General features: G+C 70.8%; 11 protein-coding genes and 1 pseudogene. 4 read left to right on the forward strand and 8 right to left on the reverse strand.

Annotated elements, in window-relative coordinates; all coding sequences use genetic code 11:
• The first annotated feature begins 23 nt into the window (after positions 1-23).
• The gene (locus tag E6U81_RS15170) at positions 24-560 is read left to right on the forward strand and encodes a GNAT family N-acetyltransferase (protein WP_136230594.1); all 537 of its coding nucleotides are present in this window, start codon (positions 24-26) and stop codon (positions 558-560) included.
• On the opposite strand, the gene pulA is transcribed toward E6U81_RS15170, so the two are convergent.
• The 7 genes from pulA to E6U81_RS15205 all read right to left on the reverse strand — a co-directional run bounded on the left by pulA (position 547) and on the right by E6U81_RS15205 (position 15,229).
• Positions 547-5,895: a pullulanase-type alpha-1,6-glucosidase gene (gene pulA, locus E6U81_RS15175; RefSeq protein ID WP_136230595.1), complete on the reverse strand. Its 5,349-nt coding sequence runs from the start codon at positions 5,893-5,895 to the stop codon at positions 547-549. The genes E6U81_RS15170 and pulA overlap by 14 nt on opposite strands.
• Positions 5,896-5,995: 100 nt before the next feature.
• Positions 5,996-7,708, reverse strand: a complete 1,713-nt coding sequence (locus tag E6U81_RS15180; protein ID WP_136230596.1) for a carbohydrate-binding module family 20 domain-containing protein — start codon at positions 7,706-7,708, stop codon at positions 5,996-5,998.
• 1,626 nt (positions 7,709-9,334) lie between these two features.
• Positions 9,335-10,336, reverse strand: coding sequence for a LacI family DNA-binding transcriptional regulator (locus E6U81_RS15185; protein ID WP_240803817.1), 1,002 nt, complete (start codon positions 10,334-10,336; stop codon positions 9,335-9,337).
• Positions 10,333-11,994 carry a glycoside hydrolase family 13 protein gene (locus tag E6U81_RS15190; protein WP_136230598.1) on the reverse strand — a complete coding sequence of 554 codons (1,662 nt, stop codon included), beginning with the start codon at positions 11,992-11,994 and terminating at the stop codon, positions 10,333-10,335. The genes E6U81_RS15185 and E6U81_RS15190 overlap by 4 nt, the downstream gene beginning before the upstream one ends.
• A gap of 49 nt (positions 11,995-12,043) precedes the next feature.
• On the reverse strand, positions 12,044-12,892 hold the full coding sequence (locus tag E6U81_RS15195) for a carbohydrate ABC transporter permease (protein WP_136230599.1): 849 nt from the start codon (positions 12,890-12,892) through the stop codon (positions 12,044-12,046).
• 2 nt (positions 12,893-12,894) lie between these two features.
• Complete coding sequence (locus E6U81_RS15200) at positions 12,895-13,950, reverse strand: sugar ABC transporter permease (protein ID WP_136230600.1); 1,056 nt, start codon at positions 13,948-13,950, stop codon at positions 12,895-12,897.
• A gap of 7 nt (positions 13,951-13,957) precedes the next feature.
• A complete protein-coding gene (locus tag E6U81_RS15205) occupies positions 13,958-15,229 on the reverse strand; it encodes an extracellular solute-binding protein (protein WP_136230601.1) in 1,272 nt (423 codons plus the stop codon).
• A gap of 222 nt (positions 15,230-15,451) precedes the next feature.
• On the opposite strand from E6U81_RS15205, the gene E6U81_RS15210 reads away from it, so the two are divergent.
• The 3 genes from E6U81_RS15210 (at position 15,452) to E6U81_RS15220 (ending at position 19,402) form a co-directional block, all read left to right on the forward strand.
• Positions 15,452-17,272 carry a glycoside hydrolase family 13 protein gene (locus tag E6U81_RS15210; RefSeq protein ID WP_136230602.1) on the forward strand — a complete coding sequence of 607 codons (1,821 nt, stop codon included), beginning with the start codon at positions 15,452-15,454 and terminating at the stop codon, positions 17,270-17,272.
• Positions 17,273-17,396: 124 nt separating this feature from the next.
• The gene (locus E6U81_RS15215; protein ID WP_136230603.1) at positions 17,397-18,437 is read left to right on the forward strand and encodes a LacI family DNA-binding transcriptional regulator; all 1,041 of its coding nucleotides are present in this window, start codon (positions 17,397-17,399) and stop codon (positions 18,435-18,437) included.
• Positions 18,438-18,511: 74 nt separating this feature from the next.
• Positions 18,512-19,402, forward strand: coding sequence for a phosphatase PAP2 family protein (locus E6U81_RS15220; protein ID WP_136230604.1), 891 nt, complete (start codon positions 18,512-18,514; stop codon positions 19,400-19,402).
• Between the two features lie 17 nt (positions 19,403-19,419).
• Here E6U81_RS15220 and E6U81_RS15225 read toward each other — a convergent pair.
• A pseudogene (locus E6U81_RS15225) lies at positions 19,420-19,524 on the reverse strand (IS5/IS1182 family transposase); the annotation flags it as partial.

Here is a 19,524-nt window from a genome sequence, read left to right on the forward strand (position 1 = left end):
CTGCGATCACCGATAATGCCCGCGTGATCATTGACGACGGGATCTTGTTCCGGCCGGCCGTGGAGAAGGACGCCGGGACGCTGGTGCGGCTGTACGACGAGGCCGCCCGCTGGATGGTGAAGCACGGGATCGAGCAGTGGAAGCCCGGCGACAAGGACGCCGCGCACTTCCGGTCGAAGATGCACGACGGAGAGGTGTGGCTCGCCGGCGACGCCGACGGCCGGGTCTGCGGGGCCTACGAGTTGTGGTGGTCCGACGAGGAGGCCTGGGGGATCCAGCCGCCCGTGGCGGGCTACGTGCACCGGCTGATGGTGTCGCGCGAGAGCGCCCCCGCCGGCGCCGGCCGCCGCCTGCTCGAACATGCCGAGCGGCGGACGGCCAGGACCGGACGGGAGCGGGCGCGGCTGGACTGCGTCTCCACCAACCCCCGGCTGCTCGCGTACTACGTGGACGCGGGCTACCGGGTGGTCGGGGAGCTCCCCGACAAGCGGGGGAAGGACGGCAGGGTCTACGGAGTGATCCTGCTGGAGAAGCGGCTCGACCGGCTCACCGTCGTGTGAAGACGGAGACGGTGCGGGCGGGGACGGTGAACTCTCCTGTCGTTGCGTCGTAGGCGGACTGCCTGACCGTGGCGTCGGAGCCCGCCGCCTGCACCGGGTGCAGGCGGTAGGCGGTGCCGGCGAGGGCGGTGACGCGCTGGGGCTGCGCGGTGGGGGTGGCGTTGAAGACCACCACCAGGTCGCCCAGGGTCATGGTGATCACGCCCGGGGTCTCCTCCCGGCCCGAGAGCGGGAAGCCCAGCCGGGACTGGACGGCCTCGGCCGTGGCGAGGGCGAACTCCGGCTCGGTGGTGCGGATCTTCAGCAGGTCGCGGTGGGCCGCCGCGGTGGCGGTGATGTCGGTGCAGGTGGGCGCCGGTCCGGTCAGCAGGGGCTTCGCGTAGAGCCACTTCGGGGCGTTGTCGGCGGCCGGGGGCAGGCCGCGGCCGAAGCCGTTGCCTGCGCGGCAGTCCCACTGGATGGCGTTGAACCAGTCGCCGCTGTCGTAGGAGTTGCGGTCCAGGGACTTGGAGCGCAGCAGGTCGGTGCCGGCCTGGGAGAGGGCCGGGCCCTGGGAGAGGGTGGCCGTCGCCATGGCCAGGACCTGCATGCGGGCCTTGTCGCGGTTGGCGGTGGCGGGCGGGAGCTTGAAGGTCAGGGCGTCGGCCAGGGTCTCGTTGTCGTGGGCGTCCGCGTAGGCGAGGGCGTCGCCGGGGGCGGCCGCGTAGCCGGCCGGGGAGCCGTTGTAGTCCACCTCGGAGCCCTTGACGCGGCGCCCGGAGGTGTCGGTGAAGGCGTACGAGGCGAGGTTGCCGGAGAGGCCGACCTTGATCAGGTCCTGGGCGTGCAGGAGGCGGGCCTTCTGCTCGGCCGGGGTGCCGTTGGCGGGTGAGCCGTTGGGCTCGGTGAACAGGCCCGAGGCGAAGCCCTGGACGCGCGGGTCCTCGTCGAAGGGGCCGCCGCCGCGGACGGCGTCGCGCGCCCGGTCGGAGAAGGTGGCGATGCCGGTCCCGGCCATGTTCTTCTGCGTGGCCTGGACGAAGCGGGCGTCGTCGGCGATCTCGCCGAAGTTCCAGCCCTCCCCGTAGAGGACGATCTTCTTGCCGTCCACGCCGTCCTTGGCGGGCGTCAGGGCGTCCAGCGCGGCGCGGACCGCCAGGATGTTGGCCTTCGGGTGGTGGCCCATCAGGTCGAAGCGGAAGCCGTCGACCTTGTACTCCTTCGCCCAGGTGACGACGGAGTCCACGACGAGGCGGCCCATCATGGCGTTCTCGGGTGCGGTGTTGGCGCAGCAGGTGGAGGTGGCGACGCTGCCGTCGGCCAGCAGGCGCTGGTAGTAGCTGGGGACGATGCGGTCGAGGACCGACTTGTCGGACTGCCCGGCGGCGACCGTGTGGTTGTAGACGACGTCCATCACCGTGCGCAGTCCGGACCCGTTCAGGGACTGGACCATCCTGCGGAACTCGACGGTGCGGGCGGTGCCGTTCGGGTCGCTGGCGTAGCTGCCCTCGGGGACGGTGTAGTGCAGCGGGTCGTAGCCCCAGTTGTAGGAGTCCTTCGCGGCGGCCGCCGCGACGCACGCCTGCTGCTCCTGCGAGTCCGGCGCGTACACCGTGAGGTCGCAGGCGGGCTCGGTGCGGTCCGCGGCCTTCTCCGGGATGGTGCCGATGTCGAAGGCGGGCAGGAGGTGGACGTACGAGGTTCCGGCGCCGGCCAGGTCGCGCAGGTGGCGCATGCCCGCCGAGGCGGTGTCGGTGAAGGCCAGGTACTGGCCGGGGTGGCCGCTGGTGCGGTCCGCGACGGAGAAGTCGCGGATGTGCAGCTCCTGGATCTGCGCGGAGGTGAAGGGGACCGCCGCGGGCTTGCGCAGCTGCTTCCAGCCGGGCGGGGCCAGCTTGGGGTCTGCGAGGTCCACGGCGAGGCTGTGGGTGGAGTCGGCGGTCAGGGCCGTGGAGTAGGGGTCGGTGACGAGGTTGCGGACCACCTGGCGGGTACTGGGGGCCCACACGGTCACCGCGAAGCGGTACGGCTTCCCGGTCCAGGAGCGCTCGCCGCGCACCGACCAGACGCCGGTGGCGTCGTCGCGGCGCATGGCGACGGTGCGGCCGTCGAGTTCGAGGGACACCTGCTGGGCGGTGGGGGCCCAGACGGAGAGGGTGGGGCGGCCGTCCTTGAAGACCGGGCCGAGGGCCGCGGTCGTCGCGTACAGGTCGTCGAGGACGCCGGCGAGCTGCACGCCGGTCGCGGCGAGCACGGCCCCGTTCGCGGCGCGGGCGCTCGCGACGAGCTGCCCGCGCAGGGCCTCCCGTACGCGGTCCCGGTCGCGCGGGTCCACGGTGAACGCGGCGTACGCGGCCAGGTGCGGGAACTTCTGCTTCTGGGCGGCGGTCAGCTCGGAGCGGCCGAGGCGCAGCCACTGGGCCGGGCCGGTCAGGGTGCCGTTCTCGGCCTTGACGGCGCCTTCGCGGGAGGCGAGGAGCTGGACGGAGGCTGCGGCCGCGGGGGCGTTCCAGGCGACGGTGTCGCGGTCGATCCACACGGCCTGGGACTTGGTGAGGTCGAGGGCGGCGGAGGAGCCGGCGGGCTGGGGCAGGAGGTACTTCTCCTGGCCGCCGAGCATCCACACCTCGTGGCCGGTGGCCTTCAGGTCGAGGGACTGGTCGGTGGGCAGGTCCTTCTCGTCGCCCTTGTGCAGGATGTAGCTGAGGCTGGTGGCACCGGGGGCGAGCGGGACCTCGTAGACCGCGCCGTAGGAGTCGGTGCGGGAGGGGAGGATCGGCTTGGACCAGTCGGTCGGGTTCGCGGCCCCGGTCCAGACGTGCAGGCCCCAGCCGTCGTAGGCCCCGTCGGGGCGCTGGTGGTGCAGGACGGCCTTGCCCTGGTCCTGCGGCGGGTAGGCGGGGCGGTCGGTGCGGGCGGGCTCCTTGCCCTGCTCCAGCCAGACCTCGCCGGTCTTCGTCACGTCGATGGTGCGGTCGGCGGCGACGTCCTTGTTGCCGTCCTTGTCGATGACGAGGTAGCTCACGGAGGAGGCGCCGGGCTTGAGCTTGACGTACGCGAAGGCGCCGTAGGCGTCGCGGCCGGTGAAGGCGTGGCCGGCCGGCCACGGGGTGGCCTCGCCCTCGGCGATGTCGCCCCAGGCGTACAGCCGCCAGTCGGTGTAGTCGCCGTCGGGGCGGTTGTAGTGGACGACCGCGTAGTCGCGCTGGGTGGCGGTGGGCGCCTCGACGGGCGGGGCCTGGCCGGTGACGGATCCGGCGAGGGCGCTCGCGGTGCGGCCGGCGGAGTCGACGACGACCGCCTTGTAGCGCAGGGCGGTCCCGGCGGGGGTCTTGGCGTCGATGTGCTGGGTGACCTTGTAGGGGGCGTGGTCGGCGGAGCCGAGGACCTGCCACTTCTCGTTGCCGGTCTGGGCGGCGAAGACCACGCGGTTCAGGCCGCCGCCACTGACGTCCGCGGACAGCTCGACGGTGCCGGTGGCGCCGGGGGCCGGGGCCTTCAGGGTCAGGGCGGGCTTGGCGGTGGGCTTGGCGAGCGGGGCGACGGCTCCCAGCACCACCGAGCCGAGGGCGGGGACGACGACCGTCAGCTTGCCCGCGGCGGAGGCGCGGATCAGCGCGGAGCCGCCGTACAGGGTGCGGTACTGGGTACCGGCCGGGGCGTCGATCTCCACGGTGCGGGACTCGGCGGCGTTGTTGGCGGCGACCAGGTACTCGGTGCGGGTGCGGGCGTCGGTGCGGGCGAAGGCGTACACGGAGCCGTCGGAGAATCGTTCGCTCTGGATGCCGTCGCGCAGTGCCGGGTGGGCCTTGGTCAGCTTCGAGAGAGCACTGATCTCCTTGTAGAGAGGGTGCTCCGGATCGTAGGCGTCGCTCGCGTGCGTGCGCGCCGTGCCGAGCTGGTCGTCGTCCAGGTAGTCGGTGGTCTTCGACGCGAACAGCGGCTGGCGCGCGTCCTTGTCGCCGCCCGCGCCGGTGTAGCCCTGCTCGTCACCGGAGTAGACGACCGGGTTGCCGCGGGAGAAGAACATCAGCTCGTTGGCGAGCCGGTAGCGGCCCAGCAGCTCCTGCTCGGTGGCGCCCGGCCGGTCCTGCTTCAGGAAGGTCCCGAAGCGGCCCATGTCGTGGTTGCCGAGGAAGGTCACCTGCTCGTAGGCGTTGGCCTTGCCGGAGGTGTAGCGGTAGTCGTCGGCGAGGACGGAGCCAAGCCGGGAGGCCGCCGCGCCCTGGGAGGCGTACGCGCGGATCGCGTCCTGGAGCGGGAAGTCGAGGGTCGCGTCGAGCTTGCCGCGCGTCACGTAGGGGGAGGTGACGGCGGTGTCGGCGGAGTAGACCTCGCCGAACATGAAGAAGTCGTCGCGTCCGCGCTTGGCCGCGTAGGCGTCGAGGGCCGTCGCCCACTGCGTCCAGAACTCCGTGTTGACGTGCTTGACCGTGTCGATGCGGAAGCCGTCGATCCGGAAGTCCTTGACCCACTTCTCGTAGATCTTCTCCATCCCGCTGACGACCTCGGGACGCTCGGTCCACAGGTCGTCCAGGCCGAAGAAGTCGCCCTGCTCGGAGGACTCGCCGGCGAAGGTGGAGTCACCCCGGTTGTGGTACATCGTCGGGTCGTTGAGCCAACCCGGCACCTTCAGGTTCTTCTTCGCGTCCGGCACGAACGGGGTCCTCGGGAAGGACTCCCCGTCCACCTTCGGGAACTTCCCCTTCCCGTCGGCGTAGTCCTTGTCGTCGAACGGCACCCCGTCCTTCGTCAGATAGGGGAACGCCCCCTTCGACAGGTACGAGTAGGAGGCCTCCCGGTAGTCCACGACATCGGCGGTGTGGTTGGTGATGACGTCGAAGAAGACCTTCATCCCCTTCGCGTGCGCCTTGTCGATCAGCCGCTCCAGGTCCGCGTTCGTGCCGAAGTGCGGGTCGACCTGGGTGAAGTCGGTGATCCAGTAGCCGTGATAGCCGGCGGAGACGTCGTTGCCCTTGCCCTGCACCGGCTGGTTCTTGAAGATCGGCGCCATCCAGATGGCCGTGGTGCCGAGTCCCTTGATGTAGTCGAGCCGGTCGGTGAGCCCCTTGAGGTCGCCGCCCTGGTAGAAGCCCTTGTCGGTGGGGTCCAGGCCGGTCTCCAGGCGGGAGCCGGTCAGCCCGCCCCGGTCGTTGCCCGGATCACCGTTCGCGAACCGGTCCGGGAGCACGAAGTAGAACTGCTCGCGGGTCAGGTCGTTGCGGGCCGGTTCGGCGGCCAGTTTCGCGTCCGAGGGCGGCGCGGGCGCCTTGGCCTCGGCGGCCGCGGCGGGGAGGGCGGGCAGGAGCGTCACGGCCAGCGCGGCGGCGAGCACTCCTGCGGCAGGGCGTATCAAGGCGGGTCTCCTTGTGTACGTGTCGCATGGATGAGGGTCGCCCGGCGGGGGGCGGGGAAGGTGGTGCCGGGCGGCCCTGGTCGGTGGGGCGGGCAGCGGCTCAGCTGCGCCAGGTGTCGCTCAGCGTGACCTTGCCGCTCGCGGGGACGGTGGCCGTACGGTTGGCGCCGCTCTCCCAGGTGACGTTCCCGGAGGCGTCCTTGCGGATGTACTTGTACGCGAAGGACGTGCCGGCCGGGAGGGAGACGTCGAGCTTCCAGACGGGGTAGGCCGCCGGGTCGAGCTTCAGCGCGCCGCCGGTGTTCCAGTTGCCGAGTTCGGCGCGGTCACCGGTGACGTAGATGTTCTGTCCCGGCACGGTGGTGGCGTTCACGGCGAAGGCCGCCCCGCCGGATCCCGCCGGGGTGCCCGAGCAGGTACGGGCGTTCACGTGCAGGGCGAGGGCGGTCCCGGCGCCGAGCGTGGCGGTGAACTGGCCGCCGGAGCCGACACTCACGGTGCGCCCGCTCTGCACGTCGCAGTAGTCACCGGCCGGGAGCGAGGTCTGGAAGGTCCGGGTCAGGGAGGAGCCCTCGTGGTTGATCGCGACGTAGGCCTTGGAGCCGCGCCCGAAGGCGATCCGGTCGCCGCCGTCGTCCCACCAGTTCACGACGCCCTGACCGCGCGCCGCGTTCCGGAAGCCGACCATGGAGGAGATCTCCCGCCAGGCGTGCTGGCACTTCCATCCGTCCGAGTAACAGGCGTTGACCGTGCCGCCGTTCGGCGGGCCGGCGTCCTTGTCGGTCCACTCGTAGCCGGAGTGCACGTCCGGGGACCCGTACGGCCAGGCCAGCGCGAACACACTGGCCAGGGTGTAGGCGGAGCCGTCCTTGTAGGTGAGCGTGTCGCCGACCCGCTCGGTGTCGTGGTTGTCGACGAAGACGCCGCTCTGCGCGGAGGGCATGTAGCCCCACGCCTCACCGAAGTTCTTCAGATGGGCGAGGTTCTCGCTCTGGAAGACGCGCTTGAGGTCGCGGGCGTAGCGGAACTCCTGCACGTCGCCGTTGCCGAGGTACTCGCTCGGCGAGACGGCCTCCCCGGCCCCGTATATCGCCTCCTGCTTCCAGTAGACCGAGGGGTTCGTCAGCCGGGACTTGATGTTGGCGAGGTCGGCGGCGGGCATGTGCTTGGCGGCGTCGATGCGGAAGCCGTCGACGCCCAGCGAGAGCAGGTCGTTGAGGTAGCCGGCGATCCGGCCGCGCACGTAGTCCTCGCCCGTGTCCAGGTCCGCGAGCTGGACGAGCTCGCAGTTCTGGACGTTGCCGCGGTCCTGGTAGTTGGAGATCGTCGCCCGGCAGTCGTCCATGTCGGCGCCCGAATAGACCCCCGGGTAGGTGTACTTCGTGTACGAAGACCCACCCGTTCCCGTCAGAGTCGCACCCGCGTCCGCCGGGCCCGCCATGTGGTTGATGACGGAGTCGACGACGACCTTCACGCCCGCGGCGTGACAGGCGCCGACCATCGCCTGGAAGGCGGCCCGGTCACCGAGCCGACCGGCGATCTTGTAGCTGACGGGCTGGTACGAGGTCCACCACTGGCTGCCCTGCACGTGCTCCTGCGGGGGCGAGACCTGCACGTACCCGTACCCGGCGGGTCCGAGGGAATCGGTGCAGGCCTTGGCGACCGAGGCGAAGCGCCACTCGAAGAGGACGGCGGTCACGTCCTTCTCGCCGGGGGGCGTGGCGGCGGCCTGCGGTGCGATGGCGGTGAGCGTGGCGGCGGCAAGTGCGGTGGCGGTGAAAAGAGTTGCAGCTCTGACAGCTCTGGCAGGCATGCGGGGGCCTCCTGGCGGAAGACGTGGGGATTGGAGCGACCGTAGGTGCCAGGTAGGAGCCCTGCAAGACTTTGCGCAAGAGATTGCAGAATTGTTTCCGAGGCGTGTCCTCGCACCCGCCCCCCTGGACTCGGCCCCGAGCAGGGCGAGTTCACGGGCCGGCAGCAGCGACGCGTGGCCGCGCCGGACGGCGCAAGAGGCGCGGGCGGTGGTGACACGGGGAGCCTGCGCCGGACGGCACAAGAGGCGCGACGGCAGCAGCAACGCGGGGTCCACGCCAGGCGGCACAAGAGGCACAGCCATAGCAGGGGGGCGGGCTTGCGAGCACAACACAGGAGGCGCGGCGGGGGTGGCACGGGAGCGGGGTCCGAGTGGGGCGGCATCAGAGTTGTGCTGGGGGTTTCCCGTCCGTCCTATCGTCTTCCGTGTCGTGCCGGTCCCTCAAGGGCGCTCGTTCCTCGCGTCGCTTCGCGATGTCGCTGCGCTCCACCCTTGACCGCCCGTCCCGCCCCGGAAAATCGAGGACAGCCGGGAAGCCCCCAGAAGAACGGGCCGGGGGACAAGACACCATCGGGGCGTCGGAGAGGCCCGGGCAGAGCCCGCGCGCCCCAGATCGCTACACGGTCCTGCCCGACGGCGTCCGCAGGCCTCTGTGGCTGGGCATAAGCCGCCATCGATCGCTACACGCGTCTCCGAGACGGCGCCTGCAGGCCTCCTGGGCTGGACATAAGCTGCCATCGATCGTCACGTGCTTCTCCGAGACGGCGTCCGCCCCTCGTTCGGGGCTGGGAAAGGCAGATTCGAGGGACGGAGAGCCCATCCATCGGCCCAGCCGATGCCAACCCCCATCAAGACCAAAGCAAGGTCACAACCACACGCCCAAAAAAGGGCAATTGGTGCAAATGGAAGCCCCTTTGGGGTCCCTGCCCTCCCAGACCTGGATGGGCATCGCCTCAGCCGTCATCTGACGCCTTTCCTCCCCCCCAAACTGCCCGCAGACGCCGTCCAAGGCGGGCGCATCAGAGCGTCTGCGGCTTATGACCAGCCCCAGGCGGTCTGCAGTCGCGTGATCGAGAAGCCGGTAGCGATCGATGGCGGTTTATGTCCAGCCCAAGGGGCCCGCGGACGCCGTCCGGCAGGGCCGTGTAGCGATCTGCGGCGTTCCCCCGACCGCCCCGCGCATCGCTGATGTGCCCGTCTCTCCGCCTCTCCCCCGGCCCGTTCTTCTGGGGGCTTCCCGGCTGTCCTCGATTTTCCGGGGCGGGACGGGCGGTCAAGGGTGGAGCGCAGCGACATCGCGAAGCGACGCGACAAAGGAGCGCCCTTGAGGGACCGGCCCGACACGGAAGACGATAGGACGGACGGGAAACCCCCAGCACAACCCTGATACCGCCCCGCTCAGACCCCGCCCCCACACCACCCCGCGCGCTACCGGTCCCGCCCCGCTGAGGCACCGCACCCCCACACCACCCCGCGTGCTGCCCATCCCGCCCCGCCGAGACCCCCGCGACCTCACCGTGCCCGCCGCCTCGCGCTTCCGGTCGAGCGGGCCACGGCCGGCGAGGCGGGTGGGCAACCACCAGCCCGGCGTGGGGGGGCCGAGGGGGCTGGAACCCCGCCCCGCCCCTACGGCACCTGCCCCGTAGACCCCCGCACCACCAGCTCCGGCTGGAAGACGTACTCCGTGCGCTGGACCGGGGTTCCGGACACGGCCTCCAGGAGGGCGCCCACCGCCGCCGTCGCCATCGCCCGTACCGGCTGGCGGACGGTCGTGAGCGGCGGGTCCGTGAACGCGATCAGCGGGGAGTCGTCGAAGCCGACCACCGACACGTCCTGCGGTACCCGCAGGCCCCGCTCGCGCACGGCCCTTATCACCCCGAGCGCCATCGGGTCGCTGCCGCACACGATGCCCGTGCAGCCGCGGTCGAGGAGGGCGCCGCCCGCGGCATGGCCGCCCTCGACCGTGAAAAGGGTGCGCTGGATCCGCCCTTCGGCCTCCGCGTCCGGCACGACGGCCCGGAAGCCCTGCTCCTTGCGGGCCGAGGGCACGTAGCGGGTCGGCCCGATGGCCAGCCCGATCCGTTCGTGCCCGAGGTCCTGCAGGTGCCGTACGGCCATTTCGGCGGCCGCGCGGTCGTCCGGGGAGATGAAGGGGGCGTTCACGTGCTCGTTGAAGCCGTTGATCATCACGAACGGCAGCCCGCGGGAGGCGAGGCGCTGGTAGCGGGCCGGATCGGCGTGGGCGTCGGCGTGCAGCCCGGACAGGAAGACGATGCCGGTGACCCCCCGCTCCTCCAGCTGCTCGACCAGCTCGTCCTCGGTGGCCCCGCCGGGTGTCTGCGTGCACAGCACCGGCGTGTAGCCGTGCCCGGCCAGGGCCTGCTCGATGACCTGCGCGAACGCCGGGAAGATCGGGTTGGTGAGCTCCGGGATCAGCAGGCCGACGAGGCCGTTGCTGCGGCGCTTGAGCCGCACGGGCCGCTCGTAGCCGAGCAGGTCCATCGCGGCCAGCACCTTGTGCCGGGTGCCGGCCGCGACGCCTGCCTTGCCGTTGAGCACACGGCTGACCGTCGCCTCGCTGACCTGGGCCTGCGCGGCGATGTCCGTCAGCCGGAGGGGGGAGGTCACCCCGCCGTCACCTGCCACCACACCGTGGTGTCGGCCGGCAGCAGGCCGCCCGCGACCGTGTCCTCGACCGTCGCACCGCTGGACAGCAGCACCTCGCCGGTGACGGGGAGCCGTACGGCCGCACCCGTGGTGTTGGCGGTGCACAGGAAGTCCCCGCGCCGGAAGACCAGCACGCCCTCCGGTGCCTCCTGCCAGTCCACGGACTCGCCCGCGCCCAGGTCCGGGTGCTCGCGGCGCAGCCGCAGGGCGGCCCGGTACAGCTCCAGGGTGGAGGACGGGTCACCGGACTGCGCCTCCACGCTCAGCTCGGCCCAGGAGTCGGGCTGCGGGAGCCAGCTGCCGCCGGTGCCGAAGCCGTACGGGGCCTCGGTGCCCGACCACGGGATGGGGACCCGGCAGCCGTCGCGGAAGCCGTCCTGCCCCGCCGCGCGGAAGAACGACGGGTCCTGGCGGACCTCGTCCGGCAGGTCGGTGACGTCGGGCAGGCCGAGCTCCTCGCCCTGGTAGACGTACGCCGAACCGGGCAGCGCCAGCATCAGCAGGCTCGCCGCGCGGGCACGCCGCAGACCGAGCTCGCGGTCTCCGGGCTCGCGCAGCTGGGTGCCGAGGCCGGCGGGGTTGGCGAAGCGGGTGGCGTGCCGGGTGACGTCGTGGTTGGACAGCACCCAGGTGGTGGGGGCGCCGACGGGGCGCATCGCGGCGAGCGAGCCGTCGATGACCTCGCGGAGCGCGGTCGCCTCCCAGTCGCTGGTCAGGTACTGGAAGTTGAACGCCTGCTGCATCTCGTCGGGGCGGACGTAGCGGGCGGTGCGCTCGACGGTGGGGGTCCAGGCCTCGGCGACCAGGACGCGGTTGCCCTCGTACTCGTCGAGGATCCGGCGCCAGGAGCGGTATATCTCGTGGACGCCGTCCTGGTCGAAGAAGGGCATGACGTCGTTGCCGAGCAGCTTGAGCTGGTCCCTGGCGCCGAGGTCGGGCAGGCCGGGGGCCTTGACCAGGCCATGGGCGACGTCGACGCGGAAGCCGTCGGCGCCGAGGTCGAGCCAGAAGCGCAGGATGGAGCGGAACTCGTCCTGGACGGCCGGGTGGTCCCAGTTGAAGTCGGGCTGCTCGGGCGCGAAGAGGTGCAGGTACCACTCGCCGTCCGCGACCCGGGTCCAGGCCGGGCCGCCGAAGATCGACTCCCAGTCGTTGGGCGGCAGTTCGCCGTCCTCGCCCTTGCCGGGACGGAAGTGGAAGCGCTCCCGCAGCCGGGAACCGGGGCCTTCGCGCAGCGCCTGCTTGAACCATTCGTGCTGGTCGGAGCAGTGGTTCGGGACGAGGTCGACGATGATGCGCAGGCCGAGTGCGTGGGCTTCGCGGATCACGGCGTCGGCGTCGTGCAGGGTGCCGAACATGGGGTCGATGGCCCGGTAGTCGGCGACGTCGTAGCCGGCGTCGGCCTGCGGGGAGGCGTAGAAGGGGCTGAGCCAGACGGCGTCGACGCCCAGCTCCTTGAGGTAGGGCAGGCGGCTGCGGATGCCTTCGAGGTCCCCCATGCCGTCCCCGTTGGAGTCGGCGAAGCTGCGCGGATAGACCTGGTAGATCACCGCGTCTCTCCACCAGCCGGGCGTGGTGCCGGTGGTGGTGGGAAGTGCGTCGGCGAGGTGCTGGGTCATGTCGTCCTTGGAGAGATCGGGCCGGAAGGGGAACGGCAGGCTCGGGTGGTCAGCCCTTGGTGGCGCCTGCCGTCATCCCGGCGACGAGGTGACGCTGGGCGAAAACGAAGAAGATCGCCGCGGGGATGGCGATGAGGACCGAGGCGGCGCTCATCGCACCCCAGTTGGAGGTGTACTGGGTGACGAAGGTCTGGAGGCCGCCGGCCAGGGTCAGGTTCTCGTCGCCGACCATGAAGGCGGAGGCGTACGCGACCTCGCCCCAGGCGGTGATGAAGGCGTAGAAGCCGGTGACGGCGAGGCCGGGCTTGGCGAGCGGGAGGATCAGCCGCCAGAAGGTGCCGAAGGGGTTGAGTCCGTCGACGCGGCCGGATTCGTCGATCTCGACCGGGATGGTGTCGAAGAAGCCCTTCATCATCCATGCGCAGAACGGCACGGCGATGGTGAGGTAGGTGATGATCAGGCCGACGGGCTGGTTGAGCAGCCCGAGCTGTCCCATCAGGTTGTAGAGCGGGACGATCAGGATGGCCATGGGGAACATCTGCGTGATGAGCAGGGTCCACATGAGCGGCTTCATGCCGGGGAACTTGAACCGGCTGACCGCGTATCCGGTGGTGGCGGCGATGAAGACACCGAGGACGGTGGTGACGCCGGCGACCAGGACGGAGTTGAGGAACCAGTCGAGGAAGTGGCTCGACTCCAGCAGGTACGTGTAGTTGCTGAGCGTGGGTTCCTTGACGAAGTCCGTGGTGATCGCGTGCTGCGCGGGCTTGAGCGAGGTCAGCAGGATCCACAGGACCGGGAAGACGGCGATGACGGACGCGACGACGAGGGTCGCGTGCAGGCCGAAGGAGGCGAAGGGGGTGCGGCTGCCCCGGGTCCGCGTGCGGGTCGTGGTCATGGTCACCACACCTCTCCCTGCTTGCGCAGCGAGCGCCGGTAGACCAGCGCGAAGATCATGAGCAGCAGGAGGATCAGTACGCCCCACGTCGCGGAGACGGCGAAGTCGCGCGGGCTCGTGATGAAGGCCTCCCGGAAGGCCTGGGTCACCAGGATCTCGGTGGAGTCTCCCGGTCCGCCCCGTGTGAGCAGGAAGATCACCGGGAACATGTTGAAGGTCCAGATGGTGGAGAGCAGGATCACCGTCATGCTGACCGTGCGCAGCCCGGGCATCGTGATGTGGCGGAAGCGCTGCCAGGCGCTCGCGCCGTCCATCTCGGCGGCCTCGTAGAGCTCGCCGGGGATGGACTGCAGGCCTCCGAGGAGCGCGACCATCATGAAGGGGATGCCCAGCCAGACGTTGACGGCGATGACCGAGAACTTGGCCCAGGTCGGGTCGTCGAGCCACGGCACGGCGGCGATGCCGCCGCCGTCGAGGACCTTGTTGAGGATGCCGTTGTCGCGGTTGAAGAGGAACCGCCAGGCGAAGACGGAGACGAAGCCGGGCACGGCCCAGGGCAGGATGAGCGCCATCCGGTAGGCGGCGCGGCCCCGGAACTGCCGGTTCAGCATGTTGGCGAGGGTCAGTCCGAGCACGAACGTGATGGACACGCACGCGACGGTCCAGACCACCGTCCACACCAGCCGCTGCAGGAACACCGGGTCGCCGAGCACCGCCGTGTAGTTGTCGAGTCCGATGAACTCGTACGTGGCGTCGATGTGGCGGGCGCCGATGTCGCGGGCGACGTTGCGCTCGTTGGCGTCGGTCAGCGACAGGTAGACGCCGCGCACCAGCGGCCAGCCGATGATCACGCCGAGGACGAGCACCACCGGGGCGACCATGGCCCAGGCGTACCAGTGGGTGGCGAGGGCGCGCCTCAGGCCACCTGCGTTCCGGGTGTTCCGGGTGTTCCCTGTGTTCCCGCTGTCAGTCCAGCGGCTCCGGCCGCGGACGGCGGAGTCGTTCCCGACTCCGTCGTCCGCGGCCTTCACCACAGACTGGCTGGTGTCAGCAGCCATCGTTTCGTTACTTCCAGCCCTTGAGGATCTTGCGGAACTCGATGCCGGCCGCCTTGGCCGCGTCCTCCGGGCTCGACGCCCCGGTGATCGCCTTGGTGTATTCGACCTTGAGCGGCTCGAAGAGGGAGCCGTTCTCCGGGATCCAGGCGCGCTCGACGGCCTTGTCCACGGCCGGCTTGAAGAACGCGACCATCTCGCTGCTCTTGACGTCCGGCTGCTCGTAGGCGGCGGTACGGGTCGGCAGCAGGCTCAGCTCCTTGGCGGACTGGACCTGGACCTCCTGCGAGGTCATGTACTCGACGAAGGCGTGCGCGGCGGCGCGGTTCTTCGAGCCGGCGTAGACGCCGAGGTCGTGGCCGCCCTGCGGGGCACCGGCCTTGGCCGAGCCGGCCGGGACGGCGGCGATGCCGAGGTTGGCCTTGTCCTTGAACTGGTCGCCGGCGTAGGTGTCGGCGACGGCCCACGGACCGTTGATCATCATGGCGGCCTCGCCGGTCTTGAAGGCCGTCTGCATGTTGGCGTAGCCGTCGGTGGCGTTGGTGATCGCCGCACCCGAGGTGACCAGGTCGCGGGCGGTCTTGAAGGCCTTGACGCCCGCCTCGTTGTCGACGGTGACCGTCTTGTTCTTCGCGTCGACGAGGTCGCCGCCCTCGCCGTAGATCAGCGGGAGGAACCAGTAGGAGTCGTCGCCGCGCAGGTAGAGGGCGGCCTTGCCGGTCTTCGCCTTGATCGCCTCGGCGGCGGTCTTCAGCTCGGCCAGCGTCTTGGGGGGCTGGACGCCGGCGTCGGCGAGCATCTTCTTGTTGTAGAAGAGGCCGAGGGTGTCGATGACCTGCGGTACGGCGTAGGTCTTGCCCTCGTACTTGCCGCTGGCCGCGGCCTGCGGCAGGAACTCGCTGTCGACCTTCTTCGCCATGTCCGCCGGGACCTCGTCGAGGTAGCCGAGGGAGGCGAAGTCCGCGACCCAGCCGACGTCGGCACGGATCACGTCAGGAGCGTCGGAACCGCTGCTGAAGGCGTTCTTGACCTTGTTCTGCGCGTCGCCGTACGGAACGTTGACGTACTTGACGGTCACCTTCGGGTGCTTCGCAGTGAACGCCTCGGCGATCTTCTGGAAGCTGGCCTTCTCGGCGTCGTTCGCGGTGTCCCACCACGTGACCGTGCCGGAAAGCTCGCCGCCGGCGTCGGTCCCGCCGTCGCCCTTGTCGTCACCGCCGCAAGCCGTCGCCGCGAGCGCCAGGGCCGCGACCAGCGCGGTGGCCGCTATGCCACGCCGCATATGAACTCCTTCGATGATCCCGGCCGCGCCCTCGCGGTCCCGAGTTGCCAGGAACGTAACAAGACTGAAAGAGGACCGAAAGGCCTTGCGCAAACTTTCTGCAAGCGGAGGCGATCGTTACATCCGTGTGTCCGTACGGTTGCCGCAGCTTGCTGTTAGTTCGAATGCTCTTCGACTGCCCGGGCCCGCAACCAGGGGGCATGTCGCGGCGTTGACCCCGATATGACCCACGAGTCGACGGCCGTCGGCCTTGCAAGCGCTTACAGCAACGCGACGACCGCGAGCGGTGACTGGTGGCGCGATGCCGTCATCTACCAGGTGTACGTACGCTCCTTCGCCGACAGTGACGGCGACGGGATCGGCGATCTGCGCGGCGTCCGCTCCCGCCTCCCCCACCTCGCCCGCCTCGGGGTCGACGCCGTCTGGCTCACCCCCTTCTACGTCTCCCCGCAGGCGGACGGCGGCTACGACGTCGCCGACTACCGGGCCGTCGACCCGCTCTTCGGCGACCTCGCCGACGCCGAAGAGCTCGTCCGGGCCGCCCACGAGCTGGCGCTGCGGGTGATCGTGGACGTGGTGCCGAACCACACCTCCGAGCAGCACCCGTGGTTCCGGGCCGCGCTCGCCGGGGAGCCGGGGGCCCGGGAGCGCTACCTCTTCCGCCGCGGGCGGGGCGCGGACGGGAGCCTGCCGCCGAACGACTGGGAGTCGATCTTCGGCGGCCCGGCCTGGACCCGGGTCGCGGACGGCGAGTGGTACCTGCACCTCTTCGCCCCGGAACAGCCGGACCTCGACTGGACCCACCCGGAGGTCTCGGCGGAGTTCGACTCGGTCCTCCGCTTCTGGCTCGACCTGGGCGTGGACGGCTTCCGCATCGACGTCGCACACGGCATGGTCAAGGCGGACGGCCTGCCGGACATCGGCCGCGGCGCCCAGGCCACGCTCATCGGCACGGAGCCGCTGCCCTTCTTCGACCAGGACGGGGTCCACGAGATCCACCGCGCGTGGCGGCGCCTCCTGGACTCCTACGAGGGCCGGCGCATCGGCGTCGCCGAGGCCTGGGCCCCCTCCTCCGAGCGGCTCGCCCTGTACGTCCGCCCGGACGAGCTCCACCAGGCGTTCAACTTCCGCTTCCTGGTGTGCCCGTGGGATCCGGAGGCGATGCGGAAGGTGATCGACGAGTCCCTGTCCGCCACCACGGGCGTGGGCGCCCCCACCACCTGGGTCCTGTCGAACCACGACGTGGTCCGCCACGTCACCCGCTACGGCGGCGGCGCACAGGGCCTGGCCCGTGCCCGGGCCGCGGCCATGCTGATGCTGTCCCTCCCTGGCTCTGCCTACCTCTACCAGGGCGAGGAACTCGGCCTCCCCGAGGTCACGGACCTCCCCCCGGAATCCCGCCAGGACCCGGCCTTCCGCCGCGGCCCCCGGCCGCAGCCCCCCGCGAACCCCGGCCTGATCTCCCCCCGGCCCGGCGAAGCCGCAGCGCCCATCGCGCCGGAGGCCGTGCCGCCCGTCCCGCCTCAGGCGGACGGGCCCGCCCGGCCGCAGGCCGAAGCCGGGGCCGGACCCGGGGCCGAGCTGCTGACCGCGCCGGAGGCGGAGGGGCAGGACGGGCTGCGCGACGGTTGCCGCGTGCCGATGCCCTGGGGCGGGGCGGAGCCCCCGTACGGGTTCGGGCCGGCCGGCAGCTGGCTCCCGCAGCCCCCGGCCTGGGCCGGGCTCAGCGTCGCCGCCCAGACCGGCGACCCGCACTCCACGCTGGAGCTCTACCGCGCCGCCCTGGAGCTGCGCCGGGCGATGCCCGGCCTCGGTGCGCCCGAGGCCGGCCCGTCCCCCGACCCCCGCGGGATGCGCTGGCTGCCCGCCCCCGACGGCGTCCTCCTCTTCACCCGCCCCGGCTTCGCCTGCACCCTCAACACCCGCCCCGACCCCGTCGAACTCCCCGCGCCCGGCCGCCCCGTACTCTCCAGCGCACCGGTGGAGACCGACGGCCGTACGGTCCGCCTCCCCGCGGACTCGTGCACGTGGTGGGCCCTGTGACGGCACCGGGGACGGCACGGGGGACGGCACCGGGGCCCGCACGGGGAACCGCACGCAAACCCGGACGTCCCACTCCGCGCACTCAGGTTCCTACGTGAACCGGCGACCGGTAGAGTCCAATCCCGTGACCGCACGGCTAGCCGACATCGCAGCCCAGGCGGGGGTCAGCGAAGCCACAGTCAGCCGCGTGCTCAACGGCAAGCCCGGTGTGGCCGCGGGCACCCGCGAATCCGTGCTGGCCGCGCTCGACGTCCTCGGCTACGAGCGCCCCGTACGGCTGCGCCAGCGCAGCGCCGGCCTCGTCGGACTGATCACGCCCGAGCTGGACAACCCCATCTTCCCGGCGCTCGCCCAGGTCATCGGCCAAGCCCTGACGCGCCAGGGGTACACGCCGGTGCTGGCCACGCAGACCCCCGGCGGTTCCACCGAGGACGAGCTGACCGAGATGCTCGTCGACCGCGGGGTCTCCGGGATCATCTTCGTCTCCGGCCTGCATGCCGACACCACGGCCGATATGGGCCGGTATGACCAACTCCGCGGCCAGGGCGTCCCCTACGTCCTCATCAACGGCTTCTCCGACAAGGTCCAGGCCCCCTTCGTCTCCCCCGACGACCGCGCCGCGATGCAGCTCGCCGTCACCCACCTCACCGCCCTCGGGCACACCCGCATCGGCCTCGCGGTCGGACCGAAGCGGTTCGTACCGGTCCTGCGCAAGATCGAGGGTTTCCGGATCGGGATGAAGGAACGGCTCGGACTCGGCGACGCCGAGATCGAGGAACTGATCCAGCACTCCCTCTACTCCCTGGAGGGCGGCCAGGCCGCCGCGTCCGCACTGATCTCACGCGGCTGCACGGCCGTGGTGTGCGCGAGCGACATGATGGCGCTCGGTGCGATCCGGGCTGCCCGCCAGCAGGGCCTGCGGGTGCCGCAGGACGTCTCGGTCGTCGGCTTCGACGACTCCCCGCTCATAGCCTTCACCGACCCGCCGCTGACCACGATCCGCCAGCCCGTGCAGGCGATGGGGCAGGCGGCGGTGCGGACCCTGCTGGAGGAGATCGGCGGTACGCCGGCCCCCCACAGCGAATTCGTCTTCCTGCCGGAACTGGTCGTGCGCGGTTCCACGGCCTCGGGACCCGGACAGCGGCGCACCCCGAGTCGTACTTGAGGCGGAGCGGCTGCGCCGAAGACCGTCCCGAGGGATGATCGGAGGCGAGAGCTCATCTGGCAGACTCTCTCCCCATGGGTGAATCGAGCGTGAAGACACTGGAAACCCGGACGGACGTCTCCTCACCCGTAGTGGTCGAGACCGAGACCCGCCCGGGTTCCGACCGCACCCTGCTGTCCCGGCTGCGCGCCCCGCGCCGGCCGCGGATCTGGTTCGAGATCCTGCTGATCGCGGTCAGCTACTGGACCTACTCGCTGATCCGCAACGCCGTGCCCGAGCAGAAGTCGATCGCCCTCGCGAACGCCGACTGGATCTGGGAGGTCGAGCAGACCCTCGGCATCGCCGTCGAGCAGTCGGTCAACCACGCGGTCAACTCCGTGACGTGGCTGATCGTGGGCATGAACTATTACTACGCCACGCTGCATTTCGTCGTGACGATCGGCGTGCTGGTGTGGATCTACCGGTTCCATCCCGGCCGGTACGCCGCCACGCGCCTGGTCCTCTTCGCGACCACCGGCGTGGCCCTCGTCGGCTACTACTTCTACCCGCTCGCGCCGCCCCGGCTGATGAACGGGCAGGACTTCATCGACACCGTGCTGGTCCACCACACCTGGGGCTCCATGGCCTCGGGGAACCTCAAGCAGATGTCGAACCAGTACGCCGCGATGCCGTCCATGCACATAGGGTGGTCGCTCTGGTGCGGGCTGACGATCTTCGCGGTCGCCTCGGCCCCCTGGGCCCGGATCCTGGGCCTGCTCTACCCGACGGCGACCCTCGTCGTCATCGTGGCCACCGCCAACCACTTCTGGCTCGACGCCGTGGGCGGCATGATCTGCCTGGCCTTCGGCTACACGGTCTCGCGCACCTGGTACGGCTCCATGCCGCACCGGCTGCCCCGCCACCCCGAGCCCACGGGCCCGCACCCGGCGTCGGAACTCCTGAACCGGGTCCGCACCCGCCGCTAGGAGTTGTCGTCAAAGTGTCACGCCCACATCAGGAGCGACGCGAGGGTGACGGCTGCTTGGTAGGACTGGGCGGTCTTGTCGTACCTGGTCGCGATGCCGCGCCACTGCTTGAGCCGGTTGAA

It is taken from the genome of Streptomyces sp. A0592 (genome assembly GCF_004795115.1).
In the GTDB taxonomy this organism is placed as follows: Bacteria; Actinomycetota; Actinomycetes; order Streptomycetales; family Streptomycetaceae; genus Streptomyces; species Streptomyces erythrochromogenes.

Bases quoted from the DNA above. Each gene is read 5' to 3' on its own strand.
- E6U81_RS15195 (WP_136230599.1), bottom strand. From the start codon at position 12,892: ATGACCACGACCCGCACGCGGACCCGGGGCAGCCGCACCCCCTTCGCC.
- E6U81_RS15180 (WP_136230596.1), bottom strand. From the start codon at position 7,708: ATGCCTGCCAGAGCTGTCAGAGCTGCAACTCTTTTCACCGCCACCGCA.
- E6U81_RS15220 (WP_136230604.1), top strand. From the start codon at position 18,512: ATGGGTGAATCGAGCGTGAAGACACTGGAAACCCGGACGGACGTCTCC.
- E6U81_RS15205 (WP_136230601.1), bottom strand. From the start codon at position 15,229: ATGCGGCGTGGCATAGCGGCCACCGCGCTGGTCGCGGCCCTGGCGCTC.
- E6U81_RS15190 (WP_136230598.1), bottom strand. From the start codon at position 11,994: ATGACCCAGCACCTCGCCGACGCACTTCCCACCACCACCGGCACCACG.
- E6U81_RS15210 (WP_136230602.1), top strand. From the start codon at position 15,452: ATGACCCACGAGTCGACGGCCGTCGGCCTTGCAAGCGCTTACAGCAAC.
- E6U81_RS15200 (WP_136230600.1), bottom strand. From the start codon at position 13,950: ATGGCTGCTGACACCAGCCAGTCTGTGGTGAAGGCCGCGGACGACGGA.